The sequence below is a fragment of the Nocardiopsis exhalans genome (assembly GCF_024134545.1).
GTDB lineage: Bacteria > Actinomycetota > Actinomycetes > Streptosporangiales > Streptosporangiaceae > Nocardiopsis > Nocardiopsis exhalans.
Genome location: NZ_CP099837.1, coordinates 4,276,538 through 4,301,834 on the forward strand (window position 1 = coordinate 4,276,538; position 25,297 = coordinate 4,301,834).

Consider the following 25,297-nt stretch of genomic DNA (forward strand, 5'->3'; position numbering starts at 1 on the left):
TGGGGCGTCCCGCCTTCTTCGGCGGCGGCCCTCTCCCGTAGTTTGGGCGCGTGAACAAGGAGACCACCGCCCCGCCAGAGGACCGGAAGACGCCACCGGGCACACCCTGGGAAGCGCTGCGGCGACCGCGCTTCCTGTGGTCGCTCTGGCCCTGGCGGAGCCTGGGCTACCTCGCCTCCACCGTGCTGACCGGGACCGTGCTCGCCGTGCTGATCTCGCCGATCACCTTCCCCTTCCTCTCCCTGGGCTCGGCCCTGGAGGAGATGGTCCAGGGGCAGAACCATCCGACCTGGTTCCTGGCCGTCCTGCTCGGTCTGGGGCTGGCCCTGCTGCTGGCCTTCGGCCCCCTGGTCTCGGTCCCGGTCGCCCGGCTGGAGCGGTGGCGGGTACGCCTGGTGCACCCCCGGCTGCGCAGCGGGCACCGGCCCACCGGCAAGGGCGCCCTGCGCTGGGTCCGGATCCGCTACACCGAGGCCGCGACCTGGCGGGAGTTCGCCTACCTGCTCCTGCTGGTCGTCGTCTTCGGATACGTCAGCTGGACCGTGGTGTACCTGTTCGTACTGATGGGCCCGTTCCTGATCGCCAGCCCGCTGATCACCGCGTTCGGCGAGACCGTCGCCCTCTTCCCGTGGGAGTTCGACACCCCGGCGAGCACGCTCCCCCTGGTCGCCGCCGGGCTCGTCCTCCTCGTGGCCGCCCCCTACGCCGTCGCCGTCACCGCCCACGCGCACGCCGCCCTGGCCCGCCTCCTGCTGGACGACCGCGGCACCGAGGGGCTGCGTTCGGAACTGGTGGAGGTCACCCGTTCCCGCGCCCGGTTGGTGGACGCCTTCGAGACCGAGCGCCGACGCATCGAACGCGACCTGCACGACGGCGCCCAACAGCAACTGATCTCCCTGGCCATGCAGGTGGGTCTGGCCCGCATGGACGCCCCGCCCGGCAGCGACATGGAACGCACCCTGACCTCGGTCCACGCCCAGGCCAAGGAGATCATCGGTTCCCTGCGCGAGATCGTCCACGGCATCCATCCCAAGGTGCTCAGCGACCGGGGACTGCCCGCGGCCCTACCGGAGCTGGCCGACCGCTCCGCGGTACCGGTGCGCACCCGCGTCGACCTGTCCCGGCGCCTGCCCGTGCACGTGGAGAACACCGCCTACTACGTGGCCGCCGAGTCACTCAGCAACGTCACCAAACACGCCGGGGCCACCGGGGTCCGGTTGAACGCCTCCCTCGACGGTGACACGCTGGTCCTCGAAACCATCGACGACGGCCAGGGCGGCGCCGACCCCGACGGGGGCACCGGGCTGACCGGCCTGGCCGACCGGGTCGCCGTCGTGGGCGGTCGGATCTGGCTGTCCAGTCCCCCCGGCGGCCCCACACGGCTGCGAGCGGAGATCCCTTGTCATCCATCCGGGTAGTACTGGCCGAGGACGGCGCACTGCTGCGCGAGGGTCTGGCCGGCCTCCTCCAGCGCTTCGGGTTCGCGGTCGCCGCCTCGGTCGGCGACGCCGAGGCCCTGGTCGCGGCGGTCGAAGAGCACGAACCCGACCTCGTGGTCACCGACATCCGCATGCCCCCGGACTTCAGCGACGAGGGCCTGCGCGCCGCCGTCCGGATGCGCCGGACCCGGCCCGCCCTGCCCGTGGTGGCGCTCAGCCAGTACGTGGAGTCCAGCTACGCGGCAGAGCTCCTCGACTCCCAGAACGGCCACGGCATCGGATACGTCCTGAAGGAGCGCGTGGTGGACGTCGCCGACTTCGCCGACACCCTGCGCCGCGTGCACGGCGGCGGAACGGTCATCGATCCGGCCGTCGTGCGCCAGCTCGTCCGCCGGCGCAGCACACCGCTGGAACGCCTCTCCGAACGCGAACGCGAGGTCCTGTCCCTGCTCGCCGAGGGGCACTCCAACGCACGGATCGCCCGGGACCTGGTGGTCTCCGAACCCACCGTGGGCAAGCACATCGGCAACATCCTCGCCAAACTGGATCTGCCCCCGGACGGCACCGACGTGGACCGCCGCGTCATGGCCGTCCTGACCTACCTGCGGGAACAGCCCGACTGAGGCCGCGCGAGCGGCCAGGGCACGCCGCACGCTAACTCGTCGAGGAGGAGCGGGTACTTCCCAGGGAGCTGGCCGAGACCGAACGGGATCTGCTCGTCACAGTCCAGCAGTCGGTGGACACGATCGTGCGCTCTCCCCTGAACGAACGGGAACTGCTGGACGACGCCACCCGTGTCCGGGTCGTCCTGACTGATGTCGAATGGAGTATCGCCCGACAGCTGCGGGAGCAGTCCGTGTGGCGAACGAAGATCGAGCAGACCCCCCTCTCGGGGCCGCAGAGCCGGGCTGCCGCCGATCAGGCTCTCGCCGAACTCGTCGAACAGCAGCAGCGCACCATCGGCCAGATCGAGACCATCGCCCGGCACGCATGACACGTCCTGGCGGCACAGGAGCGGCTCCCTGACGCGGAGGCCGCGCACCGCCTCACCCACCTGCGGTCCAGCATGAGCGAAGAGGGCGCGGGCAGTGCGGCCGCGGCGGAGGCCGACGCTTCCTCCCCCGAGTCGCTACGCCTGGCCCGGGAAAGCGCCCGCCGGGTCACCGAGCTCGTAGATCCACCCACCCGCTGACCGAGTCGGCCCGTACGGAGACCGGGCCGGGATCGGTCTCCGTACGGGCCGCAGACCGCGACAGGGGCGAGAACAACCGGAAAAGAAGCCGTTACCCCCTGGGCGCGGAGGGCTTCACCCGGTAACCTGACCGCGACTGGGAGCGCTCCCAGTCTTCGGGAGGGGCATCCGGCGCCGAAAGGCACCGGGTGGCACGGGAACCGCAACGGAGGCAATCCACCGAAGGAAGGCTATGTCCCGCACACGCACAGCCCTCGGAGCCGCCCTGGGCTCCGCCACGGCCCTGGTAGCAGGAGCCGCACTGCTCGGCCTGCCGCCAGCGGCCGCGCAGGACTCCGAGTTCTACGCCAACCCCGACACCTCGGCGGCAGTCTGGGTCCAGGAGAACCCGGACGACCCCCGCGCCGAAGTGATCGGCGAGCGCATCGCCTCGACCGCACAGGCCACCTGGTTCACCCAGTACAACCCCGACGAAGTCCGTGCCGAGGTGGACGCGCTGGTCGGCGCAGCCCAGGCCCAGGGACAGATCCCCATCCTGGCGGTCTACAACATCCCCGGCCGTGACTGCGGCAACCACAGCGACGGCGGGGCCCCGGACCACGATTCCTACCGCGCCTGGGTGGACGAGGTCGCCGCCGGGCTGGAGGACCGCCCCGCCACCATCGTCCTGGAACCCGACGCCCTGCCCCTGGTGAGCGGTTGCAGCGACCCCTCCGACCTCCTGGAGTCGATGGCGCACGCGGGCAAGGCACTCATGGCGGGCTCCTCCGAGGCCCGGGTGTACTTCGACATCGGCCACTCCTCCTGGCTCTCGCCCCAGGCCGCCGCCGACCTGCTCAACGGTGCAGACATCGCCAACAGCGCCCACGGTGTGTCCACCAACACCTCCAACTACAACTGGACCGAGGACGAGGTGGCCTACGCCGAAGCCGTCATCGCCGCCACCGGAGTGGCCGGACTCGGGGCCGTGATCGACACCAGCCGCAACGGCAACGGTCCAGCGGCGGACGAGGAGTGGTGCGACCCGCCCGGCAGGATGATCGGCCAGCCCAGCACCACCGACACCGGAAACCCGACGATCGACGCCTTCCTGTGGACCAAACTCCCCGGCGAGGCAGACGGCTGTATCGCACCCGCCGGGCAGTTCGTGCCCCAGGCCGCCTACGACATGGCGGTGGACGCGCCCTGGCCCCCGAACGGGCCCGGCGACCCGGGCGAGGAGCCCACCGACCCCGGCACGGATCCGACCGATCCCCCTTCCGGTGAGGACTGCACGGCGGAGTACCGTCTGGTCAGCGACTGGGGAAGCGGGTTCCAGGCCGAGGTGACGGTCACCGCTGGCGCGGACCTCACCGGTTGGGCCGTGACGTGGACCTATGCCGACGGCCAGCGGGTCGACCAGGGCTGGAACACCGGTATCAGCAGCAGCGGAGCGCGGGTCACCGCCACCGACCTGGGCTGGAACGGCTCCCTCAGCACCGGGGAGAGCACCAGCTTCGGACTGACGGGTACCCACACCGGCAGCAACGGCATCCCAGAAACGGAGTGTGCCGCTGCCTGACCGCGCCGCGCCGGGGCAGACGGGTGGGTGGGGGTAGGGCCCCGCAACCCCACTCACCCTCACCCGGTGGCCGCCCCGCACGCATGAGCGGTGACGGGCTCCGCTGACCCGGTAGAGGGTTCGGGCACCGACTAGCAGGTCCTGGGCAGATGGTGCGGCGAGCCCTGCTCCTGGGGCTGTCGGCCTCTAGCTTGAGAGCATGAACCCGACCGAGAGAATCTACTCCGCTCTGGTCAAGCGCGACCGGGAGCCGGAGGAGCGGCTGCCCGACCGGGTACGCGGCGACGTTCCGCGCAATGGCCTGCGCTTGATCTGGGCCAACACCCTGCAGTCCTCCGGGGACCAGGTGGTCAACGCCTCCACCGTCCTGCCGTGGCTCTTCCACGCCCTGGGCGTGCCCGCGGCGCTGGTGGGCGCGCTGGTTCCCGTCAGGGAGGCCGGTTCGATGCTGCCGCAGGCGCTGTTGACACCGCTGGTCCTACGGGCCCGGTACCGCAAGCGGGTGTTCGTCACCGGCTCACTCGTCCAGGCGTGCTCGGTGGCGGTCATGGCGGGAGCGGCTGCGCTGGGCCAAGGGCTCTCGGCCGGTGTGGTCATCCTGGCCGCCCTGGCGGTGTTCTCACTGGGCCGCTGTCTTTGCTCGATCTCCTCCAAGGACGTGCAGGGCCGCACCGTGCCCAGCGGAGAACGCGGCCAGGTCAACGGCCTGGCCACGGCCGCGGCGGGGCTGGTAGCCATCACGTTGGGTCTGGGGATCCGGGTGTTCGGCGGTGATGACCTGGACCCGGCACCTCTCGCCTGGCTGTTGGGCGGCGGCGCCGCCCTGTGGGTGGGGGTGGCCTGGGTCTACGCCCGGATCCGGGAACCGGCTGACGAACCAACCGCGCACGGGCGCGGCACCGACTCGGGCGATCCCCCGGTGCGCTGGCACGACTGGCTGGTCCAGACCTACCGGCTGCTACGCGAGGACCGTACCTTCCGGCGATTCGTCTCCGTGCGCGGTTTCCTCCTGGTCTCGGCGCTGAGCCCGCCGTTCGTGATCACCCTGGCCACCCAGTCGGGGACCACCGGTCTGTCGGGCCTGGGCAGCTACATCCTCGCTTCGGGGGTCGCCGCGTTGTTGGGCGGCCGCCTGTTCGGCCGGCTCGCCGACAGGTCGAGTCGAAAGCTGATGACGTTCGGGGCCGCGGTCGCCTCAGCCGTCATCCTCGTTCTGGTGCTGGTCGTCTCCCTGCCGGGCTTCACCGGTACGACGGTGTGGGGGTCGGCGCTGTTCATCGGCTGCTACTTCCTGCTGGCCCTGACGCACACCGGTATCCGGGTGGGGCGCAAGACCTACGTTGTCGACGTGGCCGAAGGGGACCTGCGCACGACCTACGTGGCGGTGTCGAACTCGGCGATGGGACTCATCCTGCTCGTGGTCGGCGGCCTCAGTTCGCTGTTGGCGGTGTTCGGCGTGGTCTGGGCGCTGGTCTTCCTCGCCGCGCTGGGACTGGTCGGTGTGGTCGCCGGAGGCGGGCTGCCCGAGGTCTCCCGGGGGTAGGGCGTGTCCGGGAGCAGTACACCCCCGGGAAGCGGAACGACAGAGGGCTTCGGAGACCAAAAGTTCACATTGCTTACTTATGCTACTTTTATCGATCCTCGTCACCCCTTGCACCAGCTGCGGGCCCCTCCCTGTTCTGGCTACCGCACGACAGTGCGGTCCTCGGGGTGTCCCCCACCCAGGCCTGAGAGCACGATGCCGGACACCGACCAGTTGACACCATCCTCTTCCACCCCCACGGCACAGGCCTCGCCACCCGCGCCCGAGGCAAAACCCGGTGCCGACCCGAAACCCAAGGCCAAGAAGCCCAAGCCCGGCAAGATGTTCGGGCCGCGCTGTCTGGTTCCCCTGCTGGACCTGGAAGCAGGACAGACGGTCCTGTTCCTCAAGCATGACCAGACGCTCGTCCGCTCGGTGCAGCGACGCGGCGCCGTTCCACTGAGTGTGGTGTACACCGAACCCAAGGCGGGCGAGTCCGCCAAGGGCAAGATCCACCTGGACTCGCCGCACGCGCCGCTGCCGCTGGAGGACGCTTCCGTGGATCACATCGTGCTGGCCTCGGTCAACGCGGCGTGGTGGCGGCCCGAACGCCTGGCCGAGCTGGCAAGGGTCGCGGCCCCGGGCGCCTCCCTGCTGTTCGGTGCCGACTCCCGAGCCCGTTTCCCCCGGCGGCGGGCGGCTCAGACACCCGGCAGCGGACGGCGTCTGCTGGCCGCCGCCGGTTTCACCCGCGCGCAGGTCTACGGGGTCCGGCACGGTTTCCACGACCCCCGGTTCCTCGTGTCCCTCGATCGGGCCGGTGCGCGCTCCTGGTTCCTCAGCTCGGTCTATCCTCCGCAGAAGAACCACCACGCACGCATGGCGGCACTGTTGGCTCGCCTGCCGCGCACCCCGCTCGACCAGATGTTCTTCCCGAACGTACTGTTCGCGGCCGCGCGTGAGCGAGGGCTCTGATGCTGAACAGGATCGTCGACGTCATCCGTGCCGGACTACCGGAGTCGGCCCCGCCCCAAGCGGCGGCCGCGCTGTCCCAGGCCCACTCGGCGGTGGTCCTGGGCAGCCGGTGGGAGGGCCGTGTGGTCTACGCCCTGTTCGCACCGCGCGGGCGCGTCCCCGCGGTGGTGGTCAAGGCCGACACCCACCCCGATTACCAGCCGCGGCTGCGCCAGGAACACGACGCCCTGGTCCGAGCCGCCGCGAGCCCGGCCATGGCCGGGCTCGCTCCCCTGCCCCTGGGCGTGCACCAGTGCGGAGACGCTGTGGTCATGGCCCAGACCGCCCTGCCCGGCACCCCGCTCAATGTGGTGTTGCGCCGACGGTTCCGGCAGAGCAGGCGCCTCAGCGCCCGTGACCATGCCAGGGTCCTGACGTGGTTGAACACGTTCCACGGCTCCGTGTCGGAGGAGTCCGTGATCATCAGTCCGGCGGTCGTGCTGGAGCGCCTGGCACAGGCCCTGCCGAGTGAGGCGCCCGGTGCCGAGGAGCTGACCCGGTGGGTGAGCGGCACCGGCGCCGACCTGGGCGCCCTCACCGTTCCGGTACGTCCGCTGCACGGGGACCTGGCACCCAGCAACTGCTTCGTGCACCGGGGCCGCGTGCGCGTGGTCGACTGGGAGGGTGAGGTGGCGCAGGGGCCGCCCCTGGCGGAGGTGCTGGTGTTCCTGAACCACTACGCCCGCGCCATCCCCGGTCCGGACTCCCGGCTGCGCGATCCCCAGGAGAGGTTCCTGGAGGCGTTCTCCGGACAGGGGTGGCTGAACGATCTCACCTGGGACACCTGGCGCAGGCAACTGCGCGCACTGGGCCTGCCCGAGGAGGCCGCCGAGTACCTGCTCGTGGCCACCCTGGCGGACCTGGCCGCCGGACAGGCCCCCACCGCGCACGCCAAGCGGTCGGGTTCACGGCACAACTGGTCGGGCCTGCTGGCCCTGTACGCCGAACAGCGACAGACGGCGTCCGTGGAAACGGCCTCCCACGGGGGCGCACGGGTTCCGGCTGCCGCCCCCTGACCGGGGCGCCGCCCGCCGCTCACCCAGTGAGTCGGCGGGCGGGCAGGGGCCGGGTTGACAGCGCACACGCTCAGCGGCCCCGGCGGGCACGATGCGGCGCGACGGCCGCCGCTCAGCCGTTCATGTAGAGGTTGGAGGTGCCGCTGCTCTGGTAGCCCTCGGTCGCCAGGATCATGTAGTGGCTGAAGGAGCCCAACTGCATCCCGGCACCGGTCCAGGCGTCGAAGTGGTTCCCGCTGGTGATGGTCCCGCCGGTGCGCGTGGACTGGCGGACGCTCCAGTACTGCGGGAACGTCTCGCTGTCACCTTCCACGGACGGCGCGTTGTAGCGCATCGTGCGGTAGAGGTCGTAGGTGCCGCCGTCGCTGTACACGGTGCCCCGGTACTCCCCCTCGGGCCGGTAGGTCCCGAAGTTGTCGACGACGTAGTACTCCACGAGCGGGTTCGAGGTCCAGCCGTACAGGCACAGGTAACCGTTGCCGGACGGGTTGAAGTTCCCGGAGTAGTTCACGCTCCTGCGGCCCCCGTTGCTCCATCCCTTGCCGCAGACGAAGTTTCCGGTGTTGGTCCAGGACGTGCTGTAGTTTCCGCCGTTGCCCAGGGTCATGGACACCGAACCGCCGCCGTCGGTCCAGAACGAGTAGAAGTAGCCGTCGTGGGTTCCGGTCTGGTTCTCGGTGATGGTCTGGGCGTGCGCGGTGCCGGGCAGCAGCAGTGAGGGCGCAGCCACTGCCAGTGTTCCGGCCCCGGTGAGACCGATGAAGTTCCTACGGCTGAACGGGGGTCTGGGGGTGTCGTTCACGGTCAGCTACCTCCTGGTGGGGGCCGTCGGGAAGTCGGCGGATCGCCGTGCCACGAAGTATCTGCTTCACGTTCACCGTCGTCAATAATTTCCGGAAAATTTCGGAAAGATTAATGCCCATTAAGTTGGCATCTCACCAGTTCACACCGCTTTTTGATGATCGAAACCATCAACTATGCCGGAACTCGGTTCCACATTCCCGCAGACTCAGCGAGGATTTCCGAAAGTTTTCGGCCACTTCCGAGCAATGGCGGAGGCGTCGGGGCACCGCGAGCTGTCAGCGCCCGAAAACGAGCCTGGGGACAACCCGGTTGACCCGCTTTCACCGGCACATACTGGAAAAATGCTCTCCCCGAACGCCCGCGCCCTGCTCGACGCGCTCCTGCGCGACCTGCCCGGCGACCGGTACATCCTCACCCTGCACACCCGGCACGCGATGTCCACCGCCCTCGACCGCCGAGGCGAGGGCTTCGATGTCGAACACCCCGAGGTGGTGGAGCGGCTGTACACCGCCCTGACCGCCGAGGCCCCCGCCGCCGTGATCGTGCGCACCTTCACCGACCGCCCCTCCCACACCCTGCCCGACGGGACCGCGATCCCGGTCAAGCGAGTCCTGGGCTGGCGGCTGGGAGGAGGGTCCATCACACCCGTGGACGAGGCGGAGATGTTCAACGCCCACTGCGTCGACGCGGCCTCGGGCGAGCCCGTTCCGCCCGAACGCGGCGTGGAGTACGCGAGCGCTCCCGCGGTGGAGCTCCCGGCCTTCGAGCAGCCCTGACCGGTCCCCGGCCCGCAGGCCCCGGCCGCGCGGTGGTCACACCTGTCCCGCGAAGGTGAGCTCCGGGTAGAGCTCCGCGAACTCCTGGTCGAAGAACCGGATGGTCCACTGGAGGTACTCGTCGCCCTCCCCGGCGAAGCAGTCCTGCTCCCAGGCACCGCTCTGCCCCGGGGCCAGGACGTCGGGCGGGTTGACACTGCTGCCGTAGACGGGCGCCTCGGACTCCATGAGCGGGTCGCCAACCGAGCAGGAACTCGTCACGGAACCGGTGTGCAGGTTCTGGTCGGTGCCGTTGGTGATGTGCACCGTCCACGCGAGGTAGGGCAGGTCTCCCTCCTCACCGGTGGTGGCGTTGTAGCCGTCCTCGGCCACGCGTCGCTCGAGGCCGTCGATCCGGATGGTGAAGCCGTCACCGAAGTCGTGCTCGGTGTCGAGGTCGACGACCAGGGGCTCGTATGCGGTGTCGGGATCGTTCGCGTACCCCTCCGTCTCCGCCGTCCCTTCCTGCACGTACTCCATGCCCACGACGTCGTCCGAAGCCCCATCCGATTCAGAGCCCGAGGAGCAGGCGGCCAGCCCGAGCGTGAGTACCACGGCGGCGGGGAGCTTCGAGGTGTGCATCTTCGTTCCTGAGGAGAGTCGAGGGGCGACAACCGCCCCGGAGAAACAGATCATCGGAATTCAGTACGTTGACAAGATCAACGCGAATCCAAACAGCGAAGCGTGGCAGGCGCCGTCCAGCGCCCGCCACGGCGACTACTGCAGGGTCCACTCGCAACCGCCCGAGAGCTCCAGGGCGACATCGCCCTCGGCGACCACCACGGTGCCGGGGCCCTCGATGTTGTTGTTGGAGATGATGTCGTCGAGCTCCCCGGACAGGCCGGACAGGCGGGCGTAGTAGCAGAGCGGGAAGAGGTCGTCGGGGTCCGGGCCGTCCGTGGAGTAGGTGCCGGGCTCGATGCCGTCGCCGACCTGGTGGATCCCGTTGCCGATCGTGGAGGAGGCCTCAGGTTCGGGCTCGGGCTCCGCCGCCTCCTCTTCCTGGGGCTCGCCCTCGGACGCCTCCTCCGTCTGCTCGGAGGCGTCCTCCTCAGGCTCCGTGGACTCTTCACGGACCGCGGCGTCGCCGCCCTGCCCCGAGGAGGTGTCGCTGCTGAGGACGGAGAGGCATCCGGCGAACATGAACAGGATCAGCAGGAGGCCGAGGCACCCGCCGCAGCCGGCACCGATCTTCTTTCCGGTGGACATACCCTGCTTCGGCGGAACCGGAGCCCCGGGAGGCATGGGCGGACCGAAGGGAGGCTGCTGGGGCGTGGTCATGGTGATCTCCGGTGTGTATAGGGGGGAGGGATCGAACACCTCCAGGCCGTGCACACACAACATACATCAAATACTGTTAACTACGCCAACACTGTTAACAAATTCAGGTTGACCGCTGCAAACCTCTACACGGCCGGGGTCCATGGCCATGGTGGCTCTGTGGCAGCATGAACGTGTCCGGCAGCCAGCTCGACCCGGCACGTCACCAGGAGTCCCCCACTGTCCCCGCGACACAGCACACGACCCGGCGCCGAGGCGCCGTCCACAGCGCAGCCTCTGAGTCCCGCTGCCGAAGAGGCCAGGGATCAGATTGCTCAGAGCACCGGCTTTCTGACCATCGGAAGTCTGGTGTGCGTCGGCCTCGGCATCGCCGCCGGGCCGGGACTGGGCACCGCGTTCATCCTCGTGGCCGTGGTCGTGTTGCTGGGTTCCCTGGCGATCTACGTCCCACTAGAACTGAAGGAACGTCGCTTCCTCAAGGACGAGGCTCAGCGCGGGCAGGCCCACGGCCGGGACTATGTCGACCCCGAGCTGCTCACACAGCGCGATCGCGACACGCTGGTCCCGCTACAAAGAGCGGTCGACTCTGTTCTGGCGTCGCCCCTGCACGGCTCCGGCCAACTACTGGACACGACGCGAAACAGGGTCGTACTCCGTGACCTGGAATGGCAGATCGCCTGTGACCTGTGGAAGGCATCGCGGGCGGAGGTCGAGCTCGCCGCGGTCGGCGAGCCCCGCGGCGACGGTGAGATGGCGTTGTCCGCGCACGAACGGGCCACACGGGCGATCGAGGAGATCCGTTCGGCCGCGACCAACCGCACCGACGCGATCACCGGCTACGCCGCCCGGGTCCGACAGGCCCAGGAACGTCTGGAGGACGCGGAGCGAGCCGCGGAGTACGAGCGGATCGCCAATGACCTGTTGGCGGAAACCTCCGGCGGCACCCAGCAGGACGAGGCCCTGCAATCTCTACTGGCGGTCCAGCAGGAGGCGCTGAAGATCGCTCAGCTCCACCATGAGCTGGGGCTGTGACCCGTGAACGGGGGTCGCTGACCGCCCGAGACGAAAACGCGCCACAAGTTACGCAGGTGCGGACAGAGACAGCGACCGCTCAGGCCCTGGCCAGAGACTCCGGGGTGGGAGGAGCAGCGGTCAGCTCTTCGGGGGCCGTCAGGTACCAGGCTTCCAGGGTGAGCTCGCTGAGTTCGTCCAGCTCGATCCCGTCCAGGTGGACGACCACCCAGCCGAACCCGCCCGCGGTGAACTGCACCTCGAACACCTCGGGCCGTTCGGCGACCAGTGCGGTCTGCTCCAGCAGGGTCTGCTTGAGCCCCACCGTGGCGGTACGCGGCCACAGGTACCCGAAGGGCTTTCCGCCCACGCGGAAGGTCGTGTACCGCTCTGCCTCCTTGGCCTCGCACTCTGGTAGCGCACGCACCAGCCGCAGGAACCGCTCGATCTCAACACCCATGATTTCCGCACCCATGGGATGAGAAAACCACACCCCACCGACACGCGGACCCCGACCCCGTCGGTCTCAGGGTGTACACGCCGGGCACGGGTAACCACGGGCAACGGGGAGGTCCGTGGGCTACGCCAGCGCCGCCACGACCCACTGCTGGCCGCCGTACCGCGCCAGCAGCCTCCGTGTACCTTCGGGCTCCTCCCCCAGAACACGCGTGAGCAGGACCTGTTCTCCTCCGGCGGCCTCGGATGCTTCGCTCTCACCCCCGGTTTCCCGAAAGATCAGCACCTGCTGCGGTCGGTGCTCCACGACGCGGCCCTCGTCCCAGACCTCCAGCTCCGCCTGTTCCTGCTCGCCCTCGAGCGCCTGCCGGAAGCAGGCCAGCGCCACCTCGTCCGCGGTCCCGTCGTAGACCCAGCGCGTGCCCAGAACGGAGTGCTCCAGGGTTCCCACGAGGTGACCACCGTGGTCGGGCAGGGGTGCGCCCCGGTAGGTCAGCGGCAGATGGAGGAGCTGCCCCGCGTGCCGGAGCAGGAACACCTCCACCCCGACCTCACCTGCGGGGTCGTCGAACCTGTAGGTGCCGAGCACCTCGGTACTCCCCTGCCCCGCCCATGACTGGCTGTCCAGCCACGCGTTGATCAGATCCGGTTTCTTCGGTGTGAGAGTGGCCTTGTGGATGATCGCCATGGGCGCCAGTATCCACCCCGGGGCCGGGGAAGGTGCGTTCGGGCACCGGTGGACCGGGCCCGGCCCGAGGGGTGGTCGGGCCGGGGAGCGGGGTCAGACGATGTTGACGTCGACGCAGACGTAGAAGGCGTTGGCGGTGTCGGCCACGTTCCAGCGGGCCAGGACGGTCTGGTGGCCGCTGTAGCCGGACAGGTCGACGTTGTGGGAGAAGTTCCACGGCGGGCGTGCGCCGCCGTCGTTGAAGCTGTCGACGAGTTGGCCGTTGATGAAGTACTCCCACGTGGCGGTGGAGTGGGCGGCGGTGATCGTCCAGCTGAAGGTCGCGTTGGTGCCGACGTCGGCGACCTGCCAGCCGTAGTTGTCGTTGTCCAGCTCGGCGAAACGCGCGTTGCCGCCCGAGCAGCTCATCAGGCCCTTGGGGCCCTCGACGCTCTGCGGCTCCCACCGGATTCCGCCGCACTGGACGACTCCGGCGGCGCACTGGGCCTGACGACTGGCGGGGGTGTCGATGTAGCCGTGCGCGTTGGCCGCACCGGCCGGCAGGAGAGCGAAGACGAGTGCGGTGGCGGCGGCGACCGCGGTGGTGGCGCGGAGCTTGCGGTTCTTCATGGGCTTCGTCCTTCTCGGGGGTCACAGGCCTCCGGGGCGGGCCGGAGGCCGTAGCGGGGGGACCGGGGCCGTTCTCCAGCCCAGGACGGCTCGATTCGCGGCCACGGGGCTCGAACTCTTCCCGGTGTTCGCGAAGGAGGTGTTCTCAGGAATTCCGAGCTGTCCCGGAATTTTCTGGACCTGTTGTCGAGCAGATTAGGCAGCCGACAATTACCTCGTCAAGGCCTGTTTTCGCTTTGGAATCGGGTACCATTGACACGGTTCCGCGAATCACAAGGAGCCGTTTCCGCACTGGTACTGTCGGGCGCTTCGGACCGCGATCCCCCAAACTGGAAAGACTCTTACCAGATCCTCGACTGGTCTACCGAGAGGATTTCCGAGTTCTCTCCGGCGAGTATCCCGGCCGACAGTGAAAACTGTCGCCGCGGACAGATCTTCCTTCCCTTGCTGGGGGCGCTCCACAGCCACTGAACAGTGCATCAGCGGGCACGGGAAAACCAGGACCGCGCACAGGGCCCTCCGCGCCCCGGAACCGGACCGGTGAACACGGACAGGAAAGCCGCATGCTCGGGTCCACCGGTTCACAGACGCCAACAGTACCGACCGAGCAGTGCGCTCTTTGTCTTCCTGACTGCGATTTCGGTGCTTTCGTTCACCACCCGACTACCAGCGCTACCGGAGATCGTGGATACGTTCGGTGTCGATTTCGCCCCGGTCCACCTCTCGATCGTTGGATGCGGGTTCGCGACCGTCCCGGCGGAGGCGATTTCCGCTGCCCTCCTTGCGGGAAAGGTCCGCGTGCAGGAGCATCCGCCGCCGCAAAGGAGTGAGCGTGTCATGTGCGCGGTCGCAGGAGCGGAAACAGCGGACAGTACTCACCGATCAGGCGGCAACCCAGCACCAGGGCGGCCACGAGTGCCGCCAGCACGGGGGGCAGCAGACCGTAGGGGGCGGGGAGTTCCTGGGCTAGGACGAACAGGCCCATGAACAGCACGAAGATCCCGAAGACCTTGCGTAGGGCGGCTTCGGGCACTCGCGAGGTCAGCAGCGACCCGACCAGCGAGCCCGCGACAGCGAGGGCGGTGACCGCGGACACCAGGGCCCAGTCCACGCTGACGGTCGTCAGGTACCCGCCAAGCCCGGCGAAGGACTTCATCGTGATCACCAGCAGGGAGGTGCCCACGGCGGCCGGCATGGACAGGCCGCCGAGCAGCATCAGGGCGGGCACGACGAGGAAGCCGCCGCCGGCTCCGACCAGGCCGGTGACCGCCCCGACCGCCAGGCCGTCGAGGACGACACGGCGCAGGGGAAGCGTTTCGGTCTCCCCGCCTCCAGGAGGCGGCTTCCTCCCGCCCCGGAGCATGGCCGCGGCGGTGGCGACCATCATCAGGGCGAAGGCGATCATCAACACGGCGCCGGGAAGGTATCCGCCCGCCACACCGCCGAGGAACGCACCCGCCATGCCCGCCGCCCCGAAGACCAGCCCGGTGCGCCAGCGGACGTTTCCCCCGCGTGCGTGCGTGAACACGCTGACCAGGGAGGTGACGCCCACGACGAACAGGGACGCGGCTATGGCTTCCTTCGGTTCCATACCGGCGACGTAGGTGAGGAGCGGAACCATCAGGATGGAACCGCCGCCCCCGAGCAGGCCGAGCGCGAGACCCACCACCACTGCGAGGCCAAGGACGAGGACGATCTGAAACTCCATGTTGACTCTGCTTCCATGGCTCGCCAACGCGAACGAGGGTCGATGTGACAGGAAGGGCCGGGGCGGGGCCCGGCGGCTACGGGGGCGGTGCCCGACCCGGCGGACACCGTCCCCGCGCCTGCTCAGCGCACGGCGCTCCGGGCGGGGGCGCGCCGGTTCGTTGCCTGGTCCGCCCAGGCCGGGTAGCCGCGGTCGAGTTCGACGACGTCGTATCCGGCGCGGCGCAGGGCCGAGGCAGCCACGGAGCTGCGGGCACCCGACTGGCAGTAGCTGACGATGGTGCCGTCGGCGGGCAGGACGTCGAGATTCCACAGCACCCGGCCCGCGCTGAGCTGCCGGGAGCCGGGGATGTGCCCTTCTGCGTGTTCGCCCTTGTTACGGACGTCCAGCACCAGCGAGGCACCGGATTCGGGCATCTGCTCCGGGGTGATGCGCCGCGGCACGGTGGTCGGCAGCCCTTCCGTGCTGGTGGTGTACCCGATCACATGGTCGATACCGACCCGCAGCAGGTGGTCGCGCACCCGCTGGGCCGTGTCCCCGTCGGGGGTGAACAGCACCAGCGGCCTGGTCTCGGTCTCGGGGTCGAGGGCCCACGCGCCGAAGGTGGCCGCCTTGGCCGGACCGGGAACGTTGAGCGCACCGGCCACGGTTCCCCGGTGCACCTCGGTGTGGGGCCGGGTGTCCACGAACACGATCTGGTCCTGCTCCAGGGAGCGGCCGATCCCCGCCACGGAGAGCTCGGGCGGCGGAGCCGTCGGACCCAGCACTCGCGGGCCCTCCTTGTTCTGACGTTTCATCCGCGCGAAGTAGGCGTGGGCGTCGGGCTGCCCGTCGAGCAGTTCCCGGACGAAGCCCTCCCTGTCGTCGTTCCGCAGGTAGGGCCCCCACCAGGCGTTGAGCCGCTCGTACCCGACCGTGGTGGCCGGGAGCGCGCCGAGCGCCTTGCCGCAGGCGCTGCCCGCGCCGTGCCCGGGCAGGACCTGGACGTGGTCGGGCAGTGCCAGGAAGACCTCGCGCAGGCTGGTGAACAGCTGGTGCGCGCCCTCGAAGCGGGTGTCGACGCCTCCGGCCGCCTCGTCGAGCAGGTCGGGACGTCCCAGGTCGCCGGCGAAGACGAAGTCCCCGGAGATCAGGTAGCCAGGGTTCCGGCTGAACGCCCCGTCGGTGATCAGGAACGACAGGTGTTCGGGGGTGTGTCCCGGGGTGTGGCGCGCCTGGACGGTGAGACGGCCGATGGTGATGGTGTCGCCGTCCAGGAGCCGTTCGGCGTCGAAGCCGTACTGCCAGTTCTGGCCGCCCTCACCGGAGACGTATACCGCGGCTCCGGTCGCCGCGGCGAGTTCGCGGGTTCCGGAGAGGTAGTCGGCGTGGATGTGGGTCTCGGTCACGGCCACGATCCGCATGCCGTGTTCGGCGGCCAGGTCGAGGTAGTCGCCGATGTCGCGGCGGGCGTCGACCACGACGGCCTCTCCCCTGGCCTGACAGCCGATGAAGTAGCCCGCCTGGGCGAGGTCGTTGTCATAGAGGCGTTCCAGCAGCATGTCCTGCTCCTTGTCTGGTGGTGTCTGCACTGTTGCGATACTCCGGGGAGTATCCAGAAGTCAGAGGAGGGCCCTACCCGCGCCGCTCATCGGCGGGCAGCGATCCGCGCCAGCGAGTCTTCGATGTCGAGGTCGTTGCGCGGCTGGTTGTAGGGCAGCCGGGACAGCGCCATGCCCATGGCGCAGGTGTCGGTGACGGCCGCGAAGACCAGACCCGCGCCCACGAAACCGGCGGCCGCCACCATCGGGGGCCACAGCAGGGAGGCGAGTACGGAGATCAGGACGAGGCCTCCGGCGACCAGTCGGACCTGGCGCTCCAGGGCCCAGCGTCTGCGGCCGTGTTCGACGGGCGCGCCCTGGGCCTCCCAGGCGTTCATGCCGCCGTCCATCACGACCGTGTCGTCCAGACCCGCGGCGGTCAGCTTGCCCTGGCAGCGCACCGCCCTGTTCCCGGACTGGCAGACCAGGACGAGGCGGCCCCCGGCATCGGCGACGATGCGCTCCAGATGGGCGTCCACCCGCCCCAGCGGCAGGTTGATCGCTCCGGGGATGTGGGAGCTCTCGTACTCGGCGGGTGTGCGCACGTCGACGAGCAGGGTGTGGGGGTCGGTTTCGACCAGGTGGCGTACGGAGCGTGCGTCGATGACGTGGTCACTCATATGTCGGTTTCCTTGGGTGGTGTCGGATCTGAACTGGACACCCCGGGGGGTATCCAGTGGTCGGACGCGGGCCCCGAACCTGATGGGCCCAGGCTTGGCGACCCCCGCCTATACAGGGGGGAGTATCCGGAGGTGAGAAGTCGGTGTCGGCCTGGAACCGGGCCAGGCCCCGGCGAACAGGCCAGCCCCGGGCGCCTGCCCCACGGACAGCGGTCGGCGCCCGCGGGGCTCAGGCCAGGGCCAGGAAGAGCTTCTCCAGCTCCTGCTCGGTGAGCTCGGGCTCCTCGCCGTTCTCACGCGCGGCGTTGCAGTGCCGCATGCCGCTCGCGACGATCTTGAACCCGGCCCGGTCCAGGGCGCGGGAGACCGCGGCCAGTTGCTGGAGGACGGCGGCGCAGTCCTCCCCCTCCTCCATCATCGAGATGACCCCGGAGAGCTGCCCCTGAGCGCGCTTGAGTCGTGTGATGGCGTCGCCCACCATTTCAGGCTTCATGTGGTCTCCTTTCGACCCGCACCCCCAACATACCCCCGGGTGTATCCCTTTCGCCAGTCGCGTGCGTCACAGCCCCAGAGGTGCCCGCCCGAACCCGGGTGCCGCCATTCGGAGTCCCGGAAGGGCTCCGCCCCACAGCCGCGGCCGCGAAGGGGACCAGGGACACCATCCGATCTCATGTGTCCGATCTCCTCCCCCGCCGGGCCCTCCCCGCGTATCGGGAACGCCCCGGGTGTCCTGAACGGGCAGGTGAGGAGCCCGCACTCGCAACGGCCGACCCCCGCACCGGCTACCGCACCCGAATCCCCGTTACTGGCGTGACCCGGCTGTTAGCATCGGCTCATGAGCTCACAGCCCTCGTCGCTCTTCGAGGAGGGGATGTCCGCGCTCGCCGAAGGCGACTGGGCGGCGGCGGCCCGTTCGCTCTCCGAGTTTCTCGGATCCCGGTCCGGCCCCGACCCCGAGCCCGCAGCCCATTTCGGGCTCGGCTCGGCCCTGTGGTGGACCGGCGACATCCGCCAGGCCCTGCAGCACTGGACCACGGCCTACCAGGGGTTCCGTCGGGCGGGAGCGGCGCCGGAAGCGGTCATGGCCGCCATCCAGCTCTCGTTCGTCCACAGCGCCAACCTCGGCAACGAGACCGTGGCGGCGGGCTGGGTCCGACGGGCGGTCCGTCTGGCCTCGCAGGCCCAGCTGCCGCTACTCGACGGCTGGGTGGCCCTGGCCGAGTCGGTGTTCGCGGCCGACCCGGAACGCGCCGTCGAACTCGGCCGCCGAGCCCATGCCGTCGGTGTCGCCCACGGCGACGGCGACCTGGAGGTCTCGGCGCTGACCGCCGTCGGCCTGGCCCAGGTCAACGCCGGGAACACCGACGAGGGATGCGCCCTGCTCGACGAGGCGATGACCGCCGCGGTGGCGGGCGAGGCCGATTCGCCCGACACCGTCGTGTTCACGAGCTGTCTGATGATGCGGGCCTGTTGTTCGTGTGCCGACTTCGCCCGGGTGGTGCACTGGGTGCGGGCCCTCGACGACTTCATCGAACGTTTCGGCAACCCGTACCTGCACACGAGCTGCCGCACCCATTACGGCGAGGTGCTCGCCGCCACCGGCGACTGGGAACGGGCCGAGACCGAACTGCTGTGCGCCGTCGCACTCGCCGCCCACGGCCTGCCCAAGGTCCGGGCCGACGCCGCCGCATGCCTGGCCGACCTGCGCATCACCCAGGGCAGGGCGGACGAGGCCCGCGGGGTGATCCGCGGCTTCGAAGGTCTGCCGTCACTGGCCGCGGTCACCGCACGGCTCCAGCTCCTGGACGGCGACCCCGCCGGAGCCGAGACCACCCTCGCCCGCGGGCTCGAACGACTCGGCTCCCAAGCCGCCCCCGGCGCCCGGCTGCGAGAACTTCTCGGATTGTGCCGTCTGGCCGCCGGGGACCCGCACACCGCCGCCGACCTCGGCCGCCAGATCACCGAGTTCGGGACTCAGACCGGTTGTGACATCGTGCGCTGCCGCGGCCAACGCCTGCTCGGGATCGCCCTCAGCGCCGGGCGCGACGGAGAGCCCGCCGACTCCGACGCCGCACGCGACCTGCTCGAGGCCGCCCTCGCCGGGTTCGTCGAACTCGACCTGCCCCTCGACGCGGCCAGCACCCGCATGGCCCTCGCCGAACACCTCGACTCCGTCGCAGACGCCCAGGCCACCGCCGAGGCCCGCTCGGCCTACGCGGTCTTCTCCGCTCTCGGGGCCGTCCCCGACGCCGACCGCGCGGCGAACTGGCTGCGGGTGCGAGGAGCGACCGTCGCGCGTGCGCGGGGGCGGTCGGACCTGGCCGGTCTGACCCGACGCGAAACCGAGGTGCTCCGGCTCCTCGGCGAGGGTTTGTCGAACCCCGAGATCGCCGGGCGGCTCTTCGTCAGCCGCCGCACCGTCGAACACCACGTGGCCAACATCCTCTCCAAACTCGGCCTGCGCAACCGCGCCGAGGCAGCGGGGGTCGCCGTGCGGCACCGTGACGGGCTCGCGCCGAAATAGGTGAGCTCACGGATGTGACCGGGCCCGGTCCGGAGGATCCTCGTCCCTAATCCACAGACGGGGATGATCACGATGGCCCACACCGGAACACGACCGCTGAACGGCGTGAACGCGCAAGTGCTGACAGACCTGTTCACGAGGGCGCACGCGGACGGCGAGCCCCTGCGGATCGAGCTGAGCACGCACCTGCGGTGGCGGGACGGGCTCGCGACCGAGGGGGCGGGCGCCACCTTGCACCTGGACGCGCCGCAGGACCGGTCCCATCACGCGTTCCGTACCGACCTGCCCGAACCACTCGCCGGTTCCGACACCGGCCCGGCTCCCACGGAGATGCTCCTCGCCGCCACCGCCGCCTGCGTGAGCGCCACCCTGGTCGAGCTCGCCACCGCCGAGGGAATCCGGCTCGATCGCGTCGAGGCCCACGCCTGGACCGCCCTGGACGCGCGCGGAGCGCTCGGCGTCGAAGGCGTCCCGGTCGGCCCCGGCGAGGTGAGACTGCGGTTCGACATCGACGCCGACGCCGCCCCCGAACACCTCCAGGCCCTGACCCGGGCCGCGGTGGCGGCCTCACCGACCGCCCAGGCCCTCATCCGACCCACCTCGATCCGAACGGAGCCGAACCGATGACCGCCACAGTGCCCGCCCACTCCGCTCCCGCCCACTCCGCTTCCACCGCCGACACCGACCGCGCCCAGGCGTTCGCCGAGCGCATGGTCGGGGTCCTCAACGACGGGGCGCTCGCCCTGATGGCCGGCATCGGCCACCGCACCGGACTGTTCGACACCATGGCGGGCCTGCCGCCCTCGACCAGCAGCCAGATCGCCGAGGCCAGCGGCCTGCGGGAACGGTACGTGCGCGAGTGGCTCGGCGCGATGACCACCGGCGGTGTCGTCGACCACGACCCCGCAACCGGCACCTTCCACCTGCCGGCCGAACACCACCTGCCGCTCACCCGCTCCGGAGGGGCGGCCAACGTGGCCAAGACCATGCAGATCCTGCCGATGCTCGGCAACGTCAGCGCCGAGATCACCGAGCGGTTCGAGACCGGAGGGGGTGTCCACTACGCCGCTTTCGCCGACTTCCACCGCTTCATGGCCGAAGAGAGCGCGGCGGTGTTCGACAACGCCCTGATCGAGGTGATCCTGCCGCTGGCCCCGGAGTTGCCCGGTCGGCTGGCGGAGGGGATCGATGTCGCCGACATCGGCTGCGGGAGCGGCCACGCGGTCAACCTCATGGCCCAGGCCTTCCCCCGCAGCAGCTTCGTCGGCTACGACTTCTCCGAAGAGGGCATCGCCGCGGGCCGAGCCGAAGCCGAGCGCCTCGGCCTCGCCAACGCCGACTTCCGGCTCGCCGACGTGGCCGAACTCGACGCTGTCGGGGCCTTCGACGCGGTCACCGCCTTCGACGCCGTCCACGACCAGGCCCACCCCGCGCGGGTACTCGACAACATCAACCGGGCGCTGCGGCCGGGGGGACGCTTCCTCATGGTCGACATCAACGCCAGCAGCGACGTGGCCGACAACGTGGAGCACCCGCTCGGACCGTTCCTCTACACCGTGTCGACCATGCACTGCATGACCGTGTCGCTGGCCCTGGGCGGCGACGGCCTCGGCACCGTGTGGGGCGAGCAGTTGGCCCGCGCGATGCTGGCCGACGCGGGGTTCACGGACGTCGAGGTCACCACCCTCGACCAGGACCCGCTCAACAGCTACTACCTGGCCGCCAAGCGGTGAGACCGGGCGCGCACCGCCGCGACCGGTGCCCGGGACCCCTGCCGGAGCAGGCGGCCCCGGGCCGTGCCCATCGCGCGGGTGCCAGCGCCCCCTCGGCGAACTCGGGATCCTCACCGCGCGCAACCGCCGGGCTGAACACCTACCGTGCTTCGGAGTCGGAAACGGACTCGCGCTGTCGGTGGTTACGGCTGGCGACGAGGCTGGCGACGGTGACCAGTATCAGCAGGCTCACGACGACGCCCAGGGAGACCAGCTCGGGCGGGGAACTCACCGGCAGGTCCGTGGTGTGCTCGATGGCGTGCAGGATCAGGGTCACTCCGATGTAGCAGAGAATCAGCGCCAAACCCTTGTTCAGGTACACCAGGCGGGTGAGCAGACTACCGATGAGGAAGTAGAGCTGGCGCAGACCCATCAGCGCGAAGGCGTTGGCGGTGAAGACCAGGTACGGCTCCTGGGTGATGCCGAAGATCGCCGGAATGGAGTCCAGGGCGAAGACGATGTCGGCCATGCCGATGGCGATGACCACCAACAGCATCGGGGTCAGGTGGCGCCGCCCACCGAGCAGGACGGTCAGCCGGGCGCCGTGGTAGCGGTCGGTGGTGGGCAGCACCCGCCGGACCGTACGCACCAGCGCGTTCTCCTTGTACTCGGCGTGCGCCACGTCGTGGTCGGCCGAGACCAGCAACTTGATCGCTGTGACCAGCAGGATCGCGCCGAACAGGTAGAACACCCCGACGTAGGCCTCCACCGCCGCCGCGCCCGCCACGATGAACAGGGCACGGAAGAACAGGGCCAGGCCGATCCCGATGAGCAGTACCCGCTGCTGGTGTTCGGGTGGGACCTGGAAGGAACCGATGATCAGGATGAGGATGAACAGGTTGTCGATGCTCAGCGAGTACTCGACGACCCAACCGGTGTAGAAGGCGATGCTGTGTTCGGCCCCCGCCGTGAAGGCCAGGGCAGCACCGAAGGCCACCGCCAGCAACGCGTAGAAGCTGACCCACAGGGCCGCTTCACGGGTCGAGGGCTTGCGTGGATTGCGTGCCACGATCACGAAGTCGACGCAGATGAGGCTGACGATCACGAGGACGGTCGTGACCCACAGCCACAGGGGGACGTTCACGGGGCCGAACTCCTTGGGGTGGGGAACAGGCAGGCGGCGGGCTCACCCAGGGCAACGGGGAAGGAGCGGGATGTACTCCTGTGTGACGTGCGCTGGCAACCTGGTCAATCCTGCCAGGTGGAGCCCGGCATTCGACTTCTGCCCATGCCGTCCGCGCCCCGAAACCGGAACCCGAACAGCGGCGCCGCTACGGAGCAGCCTTCCGCGCCCTGGGCGAGTGTGAACGCCGCGCCCGCGAGCTGTCGACACCGGCCGACAAGGCCGCCGAACTGACCAGCGAGCGCCTCACCTCAGGGGCCCTGATCCCGGAGAAACACGTTTGAGGTAGCCGTGCCGCCCTCCGACGCACCGGAGGGCGGCCTCATACCCGCGCCGCCTGGCCCGGTTCGAACCGAGGAGCACCCCGCTTTCGCCTTCGGGCCGGGCCCGCACCACGGGTGCGCGTTCACGGATGAGGACGCGCGGCGGACCATGCCGCGCGTCACCTCCGCCTCACCCGATGAGGAGTCAGATCCTAGGGCTCAGCCGGGTGGTCGGGCAGCGCGCCGGTGATCCGCGACAGTTTGCCGTGCCGGTCGCTGACGTAGATCCGTCCGTTGGCTCCGTCCAACGCGAGACCGCAGACCGGGCCCAGACCGCCCAGGACCACACGGCGAAGGCCCTTGTCCTCGCCCTCGGCCACCACGACCTCATGCAGCCTGCCACCCGAGTCGCAGACGTAGGCGAGGGCTCCGCCGTGCAGCGCCACGCGCACACTCCGTCCGAGATTGGTGGCCACCTCCCGCGGAGCCCCTCCCTCCGCGCCCAGGTCGATCTCGTACAACCCGCCGCGGTCGTACTGGCCGACGTAGGCCCGACCGCCGTTCAACGCCACCCCAGCGGCCCTGGGAACGTCCCAGGTGCGCTTGCGCTCGGCCGATCCGCCGCTCAGATCGAACTCGACCAGCTTGCCCTGCGCGTAGTCGGAAGCGAAGAGCCTGTTACCAGGAAGATCCAGTGCGAGGCCGTACACGCGGATGCCGTCGGCGACCGCGACCGGAGGGGCGGTGTGGTCGGACAGGTCCACCGTGAAAACGCGCCGACCGCTGTAGTCGGCGACGTAGGCCCTGTCCCCGGGCAGGTCCAGAGCCACGTCGTTGACTTCGCCGAGCTTGTCCAGGACCCAGTCCGTTTCGCCGCTGGCGAGGTCCACCTTGTACAGCTTTCCGCTGTTGTACCGGTCGGTGACGTAAGCCTTCTGCGCCACCGGGTCCAACGCCAGACCGTCAGCCGTTCCCAGGCCGGTGCGCACCTCGGCAGTGGTCGCCTTCGGGTTCCTGCGCTCCGCGCCCTCTTCGTGCAGCGGGTGGTCCTTCATGTCGAAGTGGAGTTTCTCGAGCTCGAAGACCTCGTGCACGCCGGCGAGCGTGGAGACCAGTTCGGCTTCGCCCTTCTGCATGAACGGCCTGCCGTCATCGTTCAGGTCGAAGGTCCTGCCCGCCGCGCCGGACTCCCCGAGTTCCCACGGGACCACCTGTGAGTACTCCGGTTCCTTCGGCGCTGGTCCGCCCGGCCGGGTCTTCCCGACCTCCACCGGCTCGGGGTAGTAGAGAGCCACTCCCCCGCCGAAGGAGACGGGGTACTCGTAGTCGAACCTGCGCACCTGGCGCCGCTGCGTGGCCAGGACGTCGACCCGGCTACCGACCTCACCGCTCAGCGTGGAGGAGGTCTTGAACGCGGTGGTCAGCGAGCCGCTGACGGACCCGGTGATGCCCAGCATGAGCTGGGCGGACAGTTCCCCGGTTCCCGTCGCGCTGCTGGTGGCCGTGGTCGTGCTGGTCGACTGCGACTGGGACTCCATGTCGACGCCCTGGTTGTCCTTGCTGTTCTTCAGGGTGGTCTTCTGGGAGTTGTTCAGCGCCATGCTCTTCTGCAGTTGCTGCTGCAGCGAAGCGATGGCCTTGGCCCCGAAGGTGAGCTGTACCTGCCCCTGGAGCGACCAGTTGATGGTGTTGGAGACCGAGAACTCCACGGTGTGCGACCAGGTCGTGGGCTTGGGGTCCGTTCGGTTGACGTAGGTCTGCTTGGAGACCACGTCGGGCGGCGGCTGCGTGATGTCGTTTCGTTCTTCGACGAGCGGAACGCCCACCGTCATGTAGGCCCGCCAGCCGAGCTGGTGAGCCGTTTCCCGTGCGGTCGGGTATTCCCCGAACCTCCCCCTGTTCAGGGAGAACCCGGTGGGGTACACGAACCGGTCCGAACCGTCAGGCGCTTTCCTCTCGGCCTTCGCCTTCAGCCTTTCCCTGTTCCGCTCCAGGAGCCCCGGCGCCTTCTCGTCGATTTCGAGTTCCTTCAGGTTCCTCCCGGTCAGCGGATGCCGCATGAACCGCTCACCGAGATAAGCGGTACTCACGTTGTTCTTGATGGCGCCGGACATGGACATCGACCTCCTTGAAGAGTGGAAATGAACCATCTGTCTGTTCCGTGGAACGGTTCCCGCCCTGACCCGACCGGACATTCCGCATCGCCAAGAAACCCGACGGTCCTGTTTTCTCGGGTCGGGGCCCATGAGGGGAAAGGCTCCTGCGGGTGCACATCCGGTCCGCGGAAAAGGCCGCGGAA

General features: G+C 69.5%; 25 protein-coding genes. 13 read left to right on the plus strand and 12 right to left on the minus strand.

The genetic code is table 11. The annotated features are described in order from the left end of the window. Positions 1–50: 50 nt before the first annotated feature. The 8 genes from NE857_RS18945 to NE857_RS18975 all read left to right on the plus strand — a co-directional run bounded on the left by NE857_RS18945 (position 51) and on the right by NE857_RS18975 (position 7,744). On the plus strand, positions 51–1,418 hold the full coding sequence (locus NE857_RS18945; protein ID WP_254416991.1) for a sensor histidine kinase: 1,368 nt from the start codon (positions 51–53) through the stop codon (positions 1,416–1,418). Further along, positions 1,400–2,062, plus strand: a complete 663-nt coding sequence (locus tag NE857_RS18950) for a response regulator (protein ID WP_254416992.1) — start codon at positions 1,400–1,402, stop codon at positions 2,060–2,062. Before NE857_RS18945 ends, NE857_RS18950 begins: the two co-directional genes overlap by 19 nt. 113 nt (positions 2,063–2,175) lie before the next feature. Further along, positions 2,176–2,433 (plus strand): hypothetical protein, encoded by a 258-nt coding sequence (locus NE857_RS18955; RefSeq protein WP_254416993.1) that lies wholly within the window; start codon positions 2,176–2,178, stop codon positions 2,431–2,433. A 72-nt stretch (positions 2,434–2,505) separates the two neighbouring features. Beyond that, positions 2,506–2,631: a hypothetical protein gene (locus NE857_RS34310; protein WP_301184232.1), complete on the plus strand. Its 126-nt coding sequence runs from the start codon at positions 2,506–2,508 to the stop codon at positions 2,629–2,631. Positions 2,632–2,863: 232 nt separating this feature from the next. Next, the gene (locus tag NE857_RS18960) at positions 2,864–4,192 is read left to right on the plus strand and encodes a glycoside hydrolase family 6 protein (protein WP_254416994.1); all 1,329 of its coding nucleotides are present in this window, start codon (positions 2,864–2,866) and stop codon (positions 4,190–4,192) included. A gap of 199 nt (positions 4,193–4,391) precedes the next feature. Next, positions 4,392–5,735: an MFS transporter gene (locus NE857_RS18965; RefSeq protein WP_254416995.1), complete on the plus strand. Its 1,344-nt coding sequence runs from the start codon at positions 4,392–4,394 to the stop codon at positions 5,733–5,735. Between the two features lie 213 nt (positions 5,736–5,948). Further along, a complete protein-coding gene (locus NE857_RS18970) occupies positions 5,949–6,689 on the plus strand; it encodes a class I SAM-dependent methyltransferase (RefSeq protein ID WP_254416996.1) in 741 nt (246 codons plus the stop codon). After that, complete coding sequence (locus NE857_RS18975; protein ID WP_254416997.1) at positions 6,689–7,744, plus strand: aminoglycoside phosphotransferase family protein; 1,056 nt, start codon at positions 6,689–6,691, stop codon at positions 7,742–7,744. The genes NE857_RS18970 and NE857_RS18975 overlap by 1 nt, the downstream gene beginning before the upstream one ends. Positions 7,745–7,856: 112 nt before the next feature. Here the strand turns inward: NE857_RS18975 and NE857_RS18980 are convergent, their stop codons facing one another. Further along, the gene (locus NE857_RS18980; RefSeq protein ID WP_254416998.1) at positions 7,857–8,546 is read right to left on the minus strand and encodes an endo-1,4-beta-xylanase XynA; all 690 of its coding nucleotides are present in this window, start codon (positions 8,544–8,546) and stop codon (positions 7,857–7,859) included. A gap of 343 nt (positions 8,547–8,889) precedes the next feature. Here NE857_RS18980 and NE857_RS18985 point away from each other — a divergent pair, with 343 nt between their 5' ends. After that, positions 8,890–9,324: a hypothetical protein gene (locus NE857_RS18985; protein WP_254416999.1), complete on the plus strand. Its 435-nt coding sequence runs from the start codon at positions 8,890–8,892 to the stop codon at positions 9,322–9,324. Between the two features lie 36 nt (positions 9,325–9,360). On the opposite strand, the gene NE857_RS18990 is transcribed toward NE857_RS18985, so the two are convergent. Together NE857_RS18990 and NE857_RS18995 are read right to left on the minus strand one after the other, a co-directional pair. Further along, positions 9,361–9,945 carry a hypothetical protein gene (locus NE857_RS18990; RefSeq protein ID WP_254417000.1) on the minus strand — a complete coding sequence of 195 codons (585 nt, stop codon included), beginning with the start codon at positions 9,943–9,945 and terminating at the stop codon, positions 9,361–9,363. 135 nt (positions 9,946–10,080) lie between these two features. Further along, the gene (locus NE857_RS18995) at positions 10,081–10,572 is read right to left on the minus strand and encodes an Rv1352/Rv1906c domain-containing protein (protein WP_254417001.1); all 492 of its coding nucleotides are present in this window, start codon (positions 10,570–10,572) and stop codon (positions 10,081–10,083) included. 420 nt (positions 10,573–10,992) lie between these two features. On the opposite strand from NE857_RS18995, the gene NE857_RS19000 reads away from it, so the two are divergent. Beyond that, a complete protein-coding gene (locus tag NE857_RS19000) occupies positions 10,993–11,676 on the plus strand; it encodes a hypothetical protein (RefSeq protein ID WP_254417002.1) in 684 nt (227 codons plus the stop codon). A gap of 79 nt (positions 11,677–11,755) precedes the next feature. Here NE857_RS19000 and NE857_RS19005 read toward each other — a convergent pair whose 3' ends face one another. From NE857_RS19005 to NE857_RS19035, 7 genes are all read right to left on the minus strand, one after another. Beyond that, the gene (locus NE857_RS19005; protein WP_254417003.1) at positions 11,756–12,115 is read right to left on the minus strand and encodes an MmcQ/YjbR family DNA-binding protein; all 360 of its coding nucleotides are present in this window, start codon (positions 12,113–12,115) and stop codon (positions 11,756–11,758) included. 120 nt (positions 12,116–12,235) lie between these two features. Next, positions 12,236–12,799: a CG0192-related protein gene (locus NE857_RS19010; RefSeq protein ID WP_254417004.1), complete on the minus strand. Its 564-nt coding sequence runs from the start codon at positions 12,797–12,799 to the stop codon at positions 12,236–12,238. A gap of 93 nt (positions 12,800–12,892) precedes the next feature. Next, entirely contained in the window at positions 12,893–13,408 is a 516-nt protein-coding gene (locus NE857_RS19015) for a lytic polysaccharide monooxygenase auxiliary activity family 9 protein (RefSeq protein ID WP_254417005.1), read from the minus strand. Positions 13,409–14,243: 835 nt separating this feature from the next. Continuing rightward, entirely contained in the window at positions 14,244–15,116 is an 873-nt protein-coding gene (locus NE857_RS19020; RefSeq protein ID WP_254417006.1) for a sulfite exporter TauE/SafE family protein, read from the minus strand. Between the two features lie 122 nt (positions 15,117–15,238). Further along, positions 15,239–16,657 carry an MBL fold metallo-hydrolase gene (locus NE857_RS19025; protein ID WP_254422032.1) on the minus strand — a complete coding sequence of 473 codons (1,419 nt, stop codon included), beginning with the start codon at positions 16,655–16,657 and terminating at the stop codon, positions 15,239–15,241. Positions 16,658–16,743: 86 nt separating this feature from the next. Next, a complete protein-coding gene (locus NE857_RS19030) occupies positions 16,744–17,316 on the minus strand; it encodes a rhodanese-like domain-containing protein (protein ID WP_254417007.1) in 573 nt (190 codons plus the stop codon). A gap of 229 nt (positions 17,317–17,545) precedes the next feature. Next, entirely contained in the window at positions 17,546–17,797 is a 252-nt protein-coding gene (locus NE857_RS19035; protein WP_017582297.1) for a metal-sensitive transcriptional regulator, read from the minus strand. Positions 17,798–18,151: 354 nt separating this feature from the next. On the opposite strand from NE857_RS19035, the gene NE857_RS19040 reads away from it, so the two are divergent. From NE857_RS19040 to NE857_RS19050, 3 genes are all read left to right on the plus strand, one after another. Then, the gene (locus tag NE857_RS19040; protein ID WP_254417008.1) at positions 18,152–19,840 is read left to right on the plus strand and encodes a LuxR family transcriptional regulator; all 1,689 of its coding nucleotides are present in this window, start codon (positions 18,152–18,154) and stop codon (positions 19,838–19,840) included. A gap of 72 nt (positions 19,841–19,912) precedes the next feature. After that, positions 19,913–20,467, plus strand: coding sequence for an OsmC family protein (locus tag NE857_RS19045; RefSeq protein WP_254417009.1), 555 nt, complete (start codon positions 19,913–19,915; stop codon positions 20,465–20,467). Continuing rightward, a complete protein-coding gene (locus tag NE857_RS19050) occupies positions 20,464–21,573 on the plus strand; it encodes a class I SAM-dependent methyltransferase (RefSeq protein WP_254417010.1) in 1,110 nt (369 codons plus the stop codon). Before NE857_RS19045 ends, NE857_RS19050 begins: the two co-directional genes overlap by 4 nt. 139 nt (positions 21,574–21,712) lie before the next feature. On the opposite strand, the gene NE857_RS19055 is transcribed toward NE857_RS19050, so the two are convergent. Beyond that, on the minus strand, positions 21,713–22,696 hold the full coding sequence (locus NE857_RS19055) for a TerC/Alx family metal homeostasis membrane protein (RefSeq protein ID WP_254417011.1): 984 nt from the start codon (positions 22,694–22,696) through the stop codon (positions 21,713–21,715). A 514-nt stretch (positions 22,697–23,210) separates the two neighbouring features. Beyond that, complete coding sequence (locus tag NE857_RS19060; RefSeq protein WP_425572190.1) at positions 23,211–25,118, minus strand: YncE family protein; 1,908 nt, start codon at positions 25,116–25,118, stop codon at positions 23,211–23,213. Positions 25,119–25,297 lie beyond the last annotated feature (179 nt).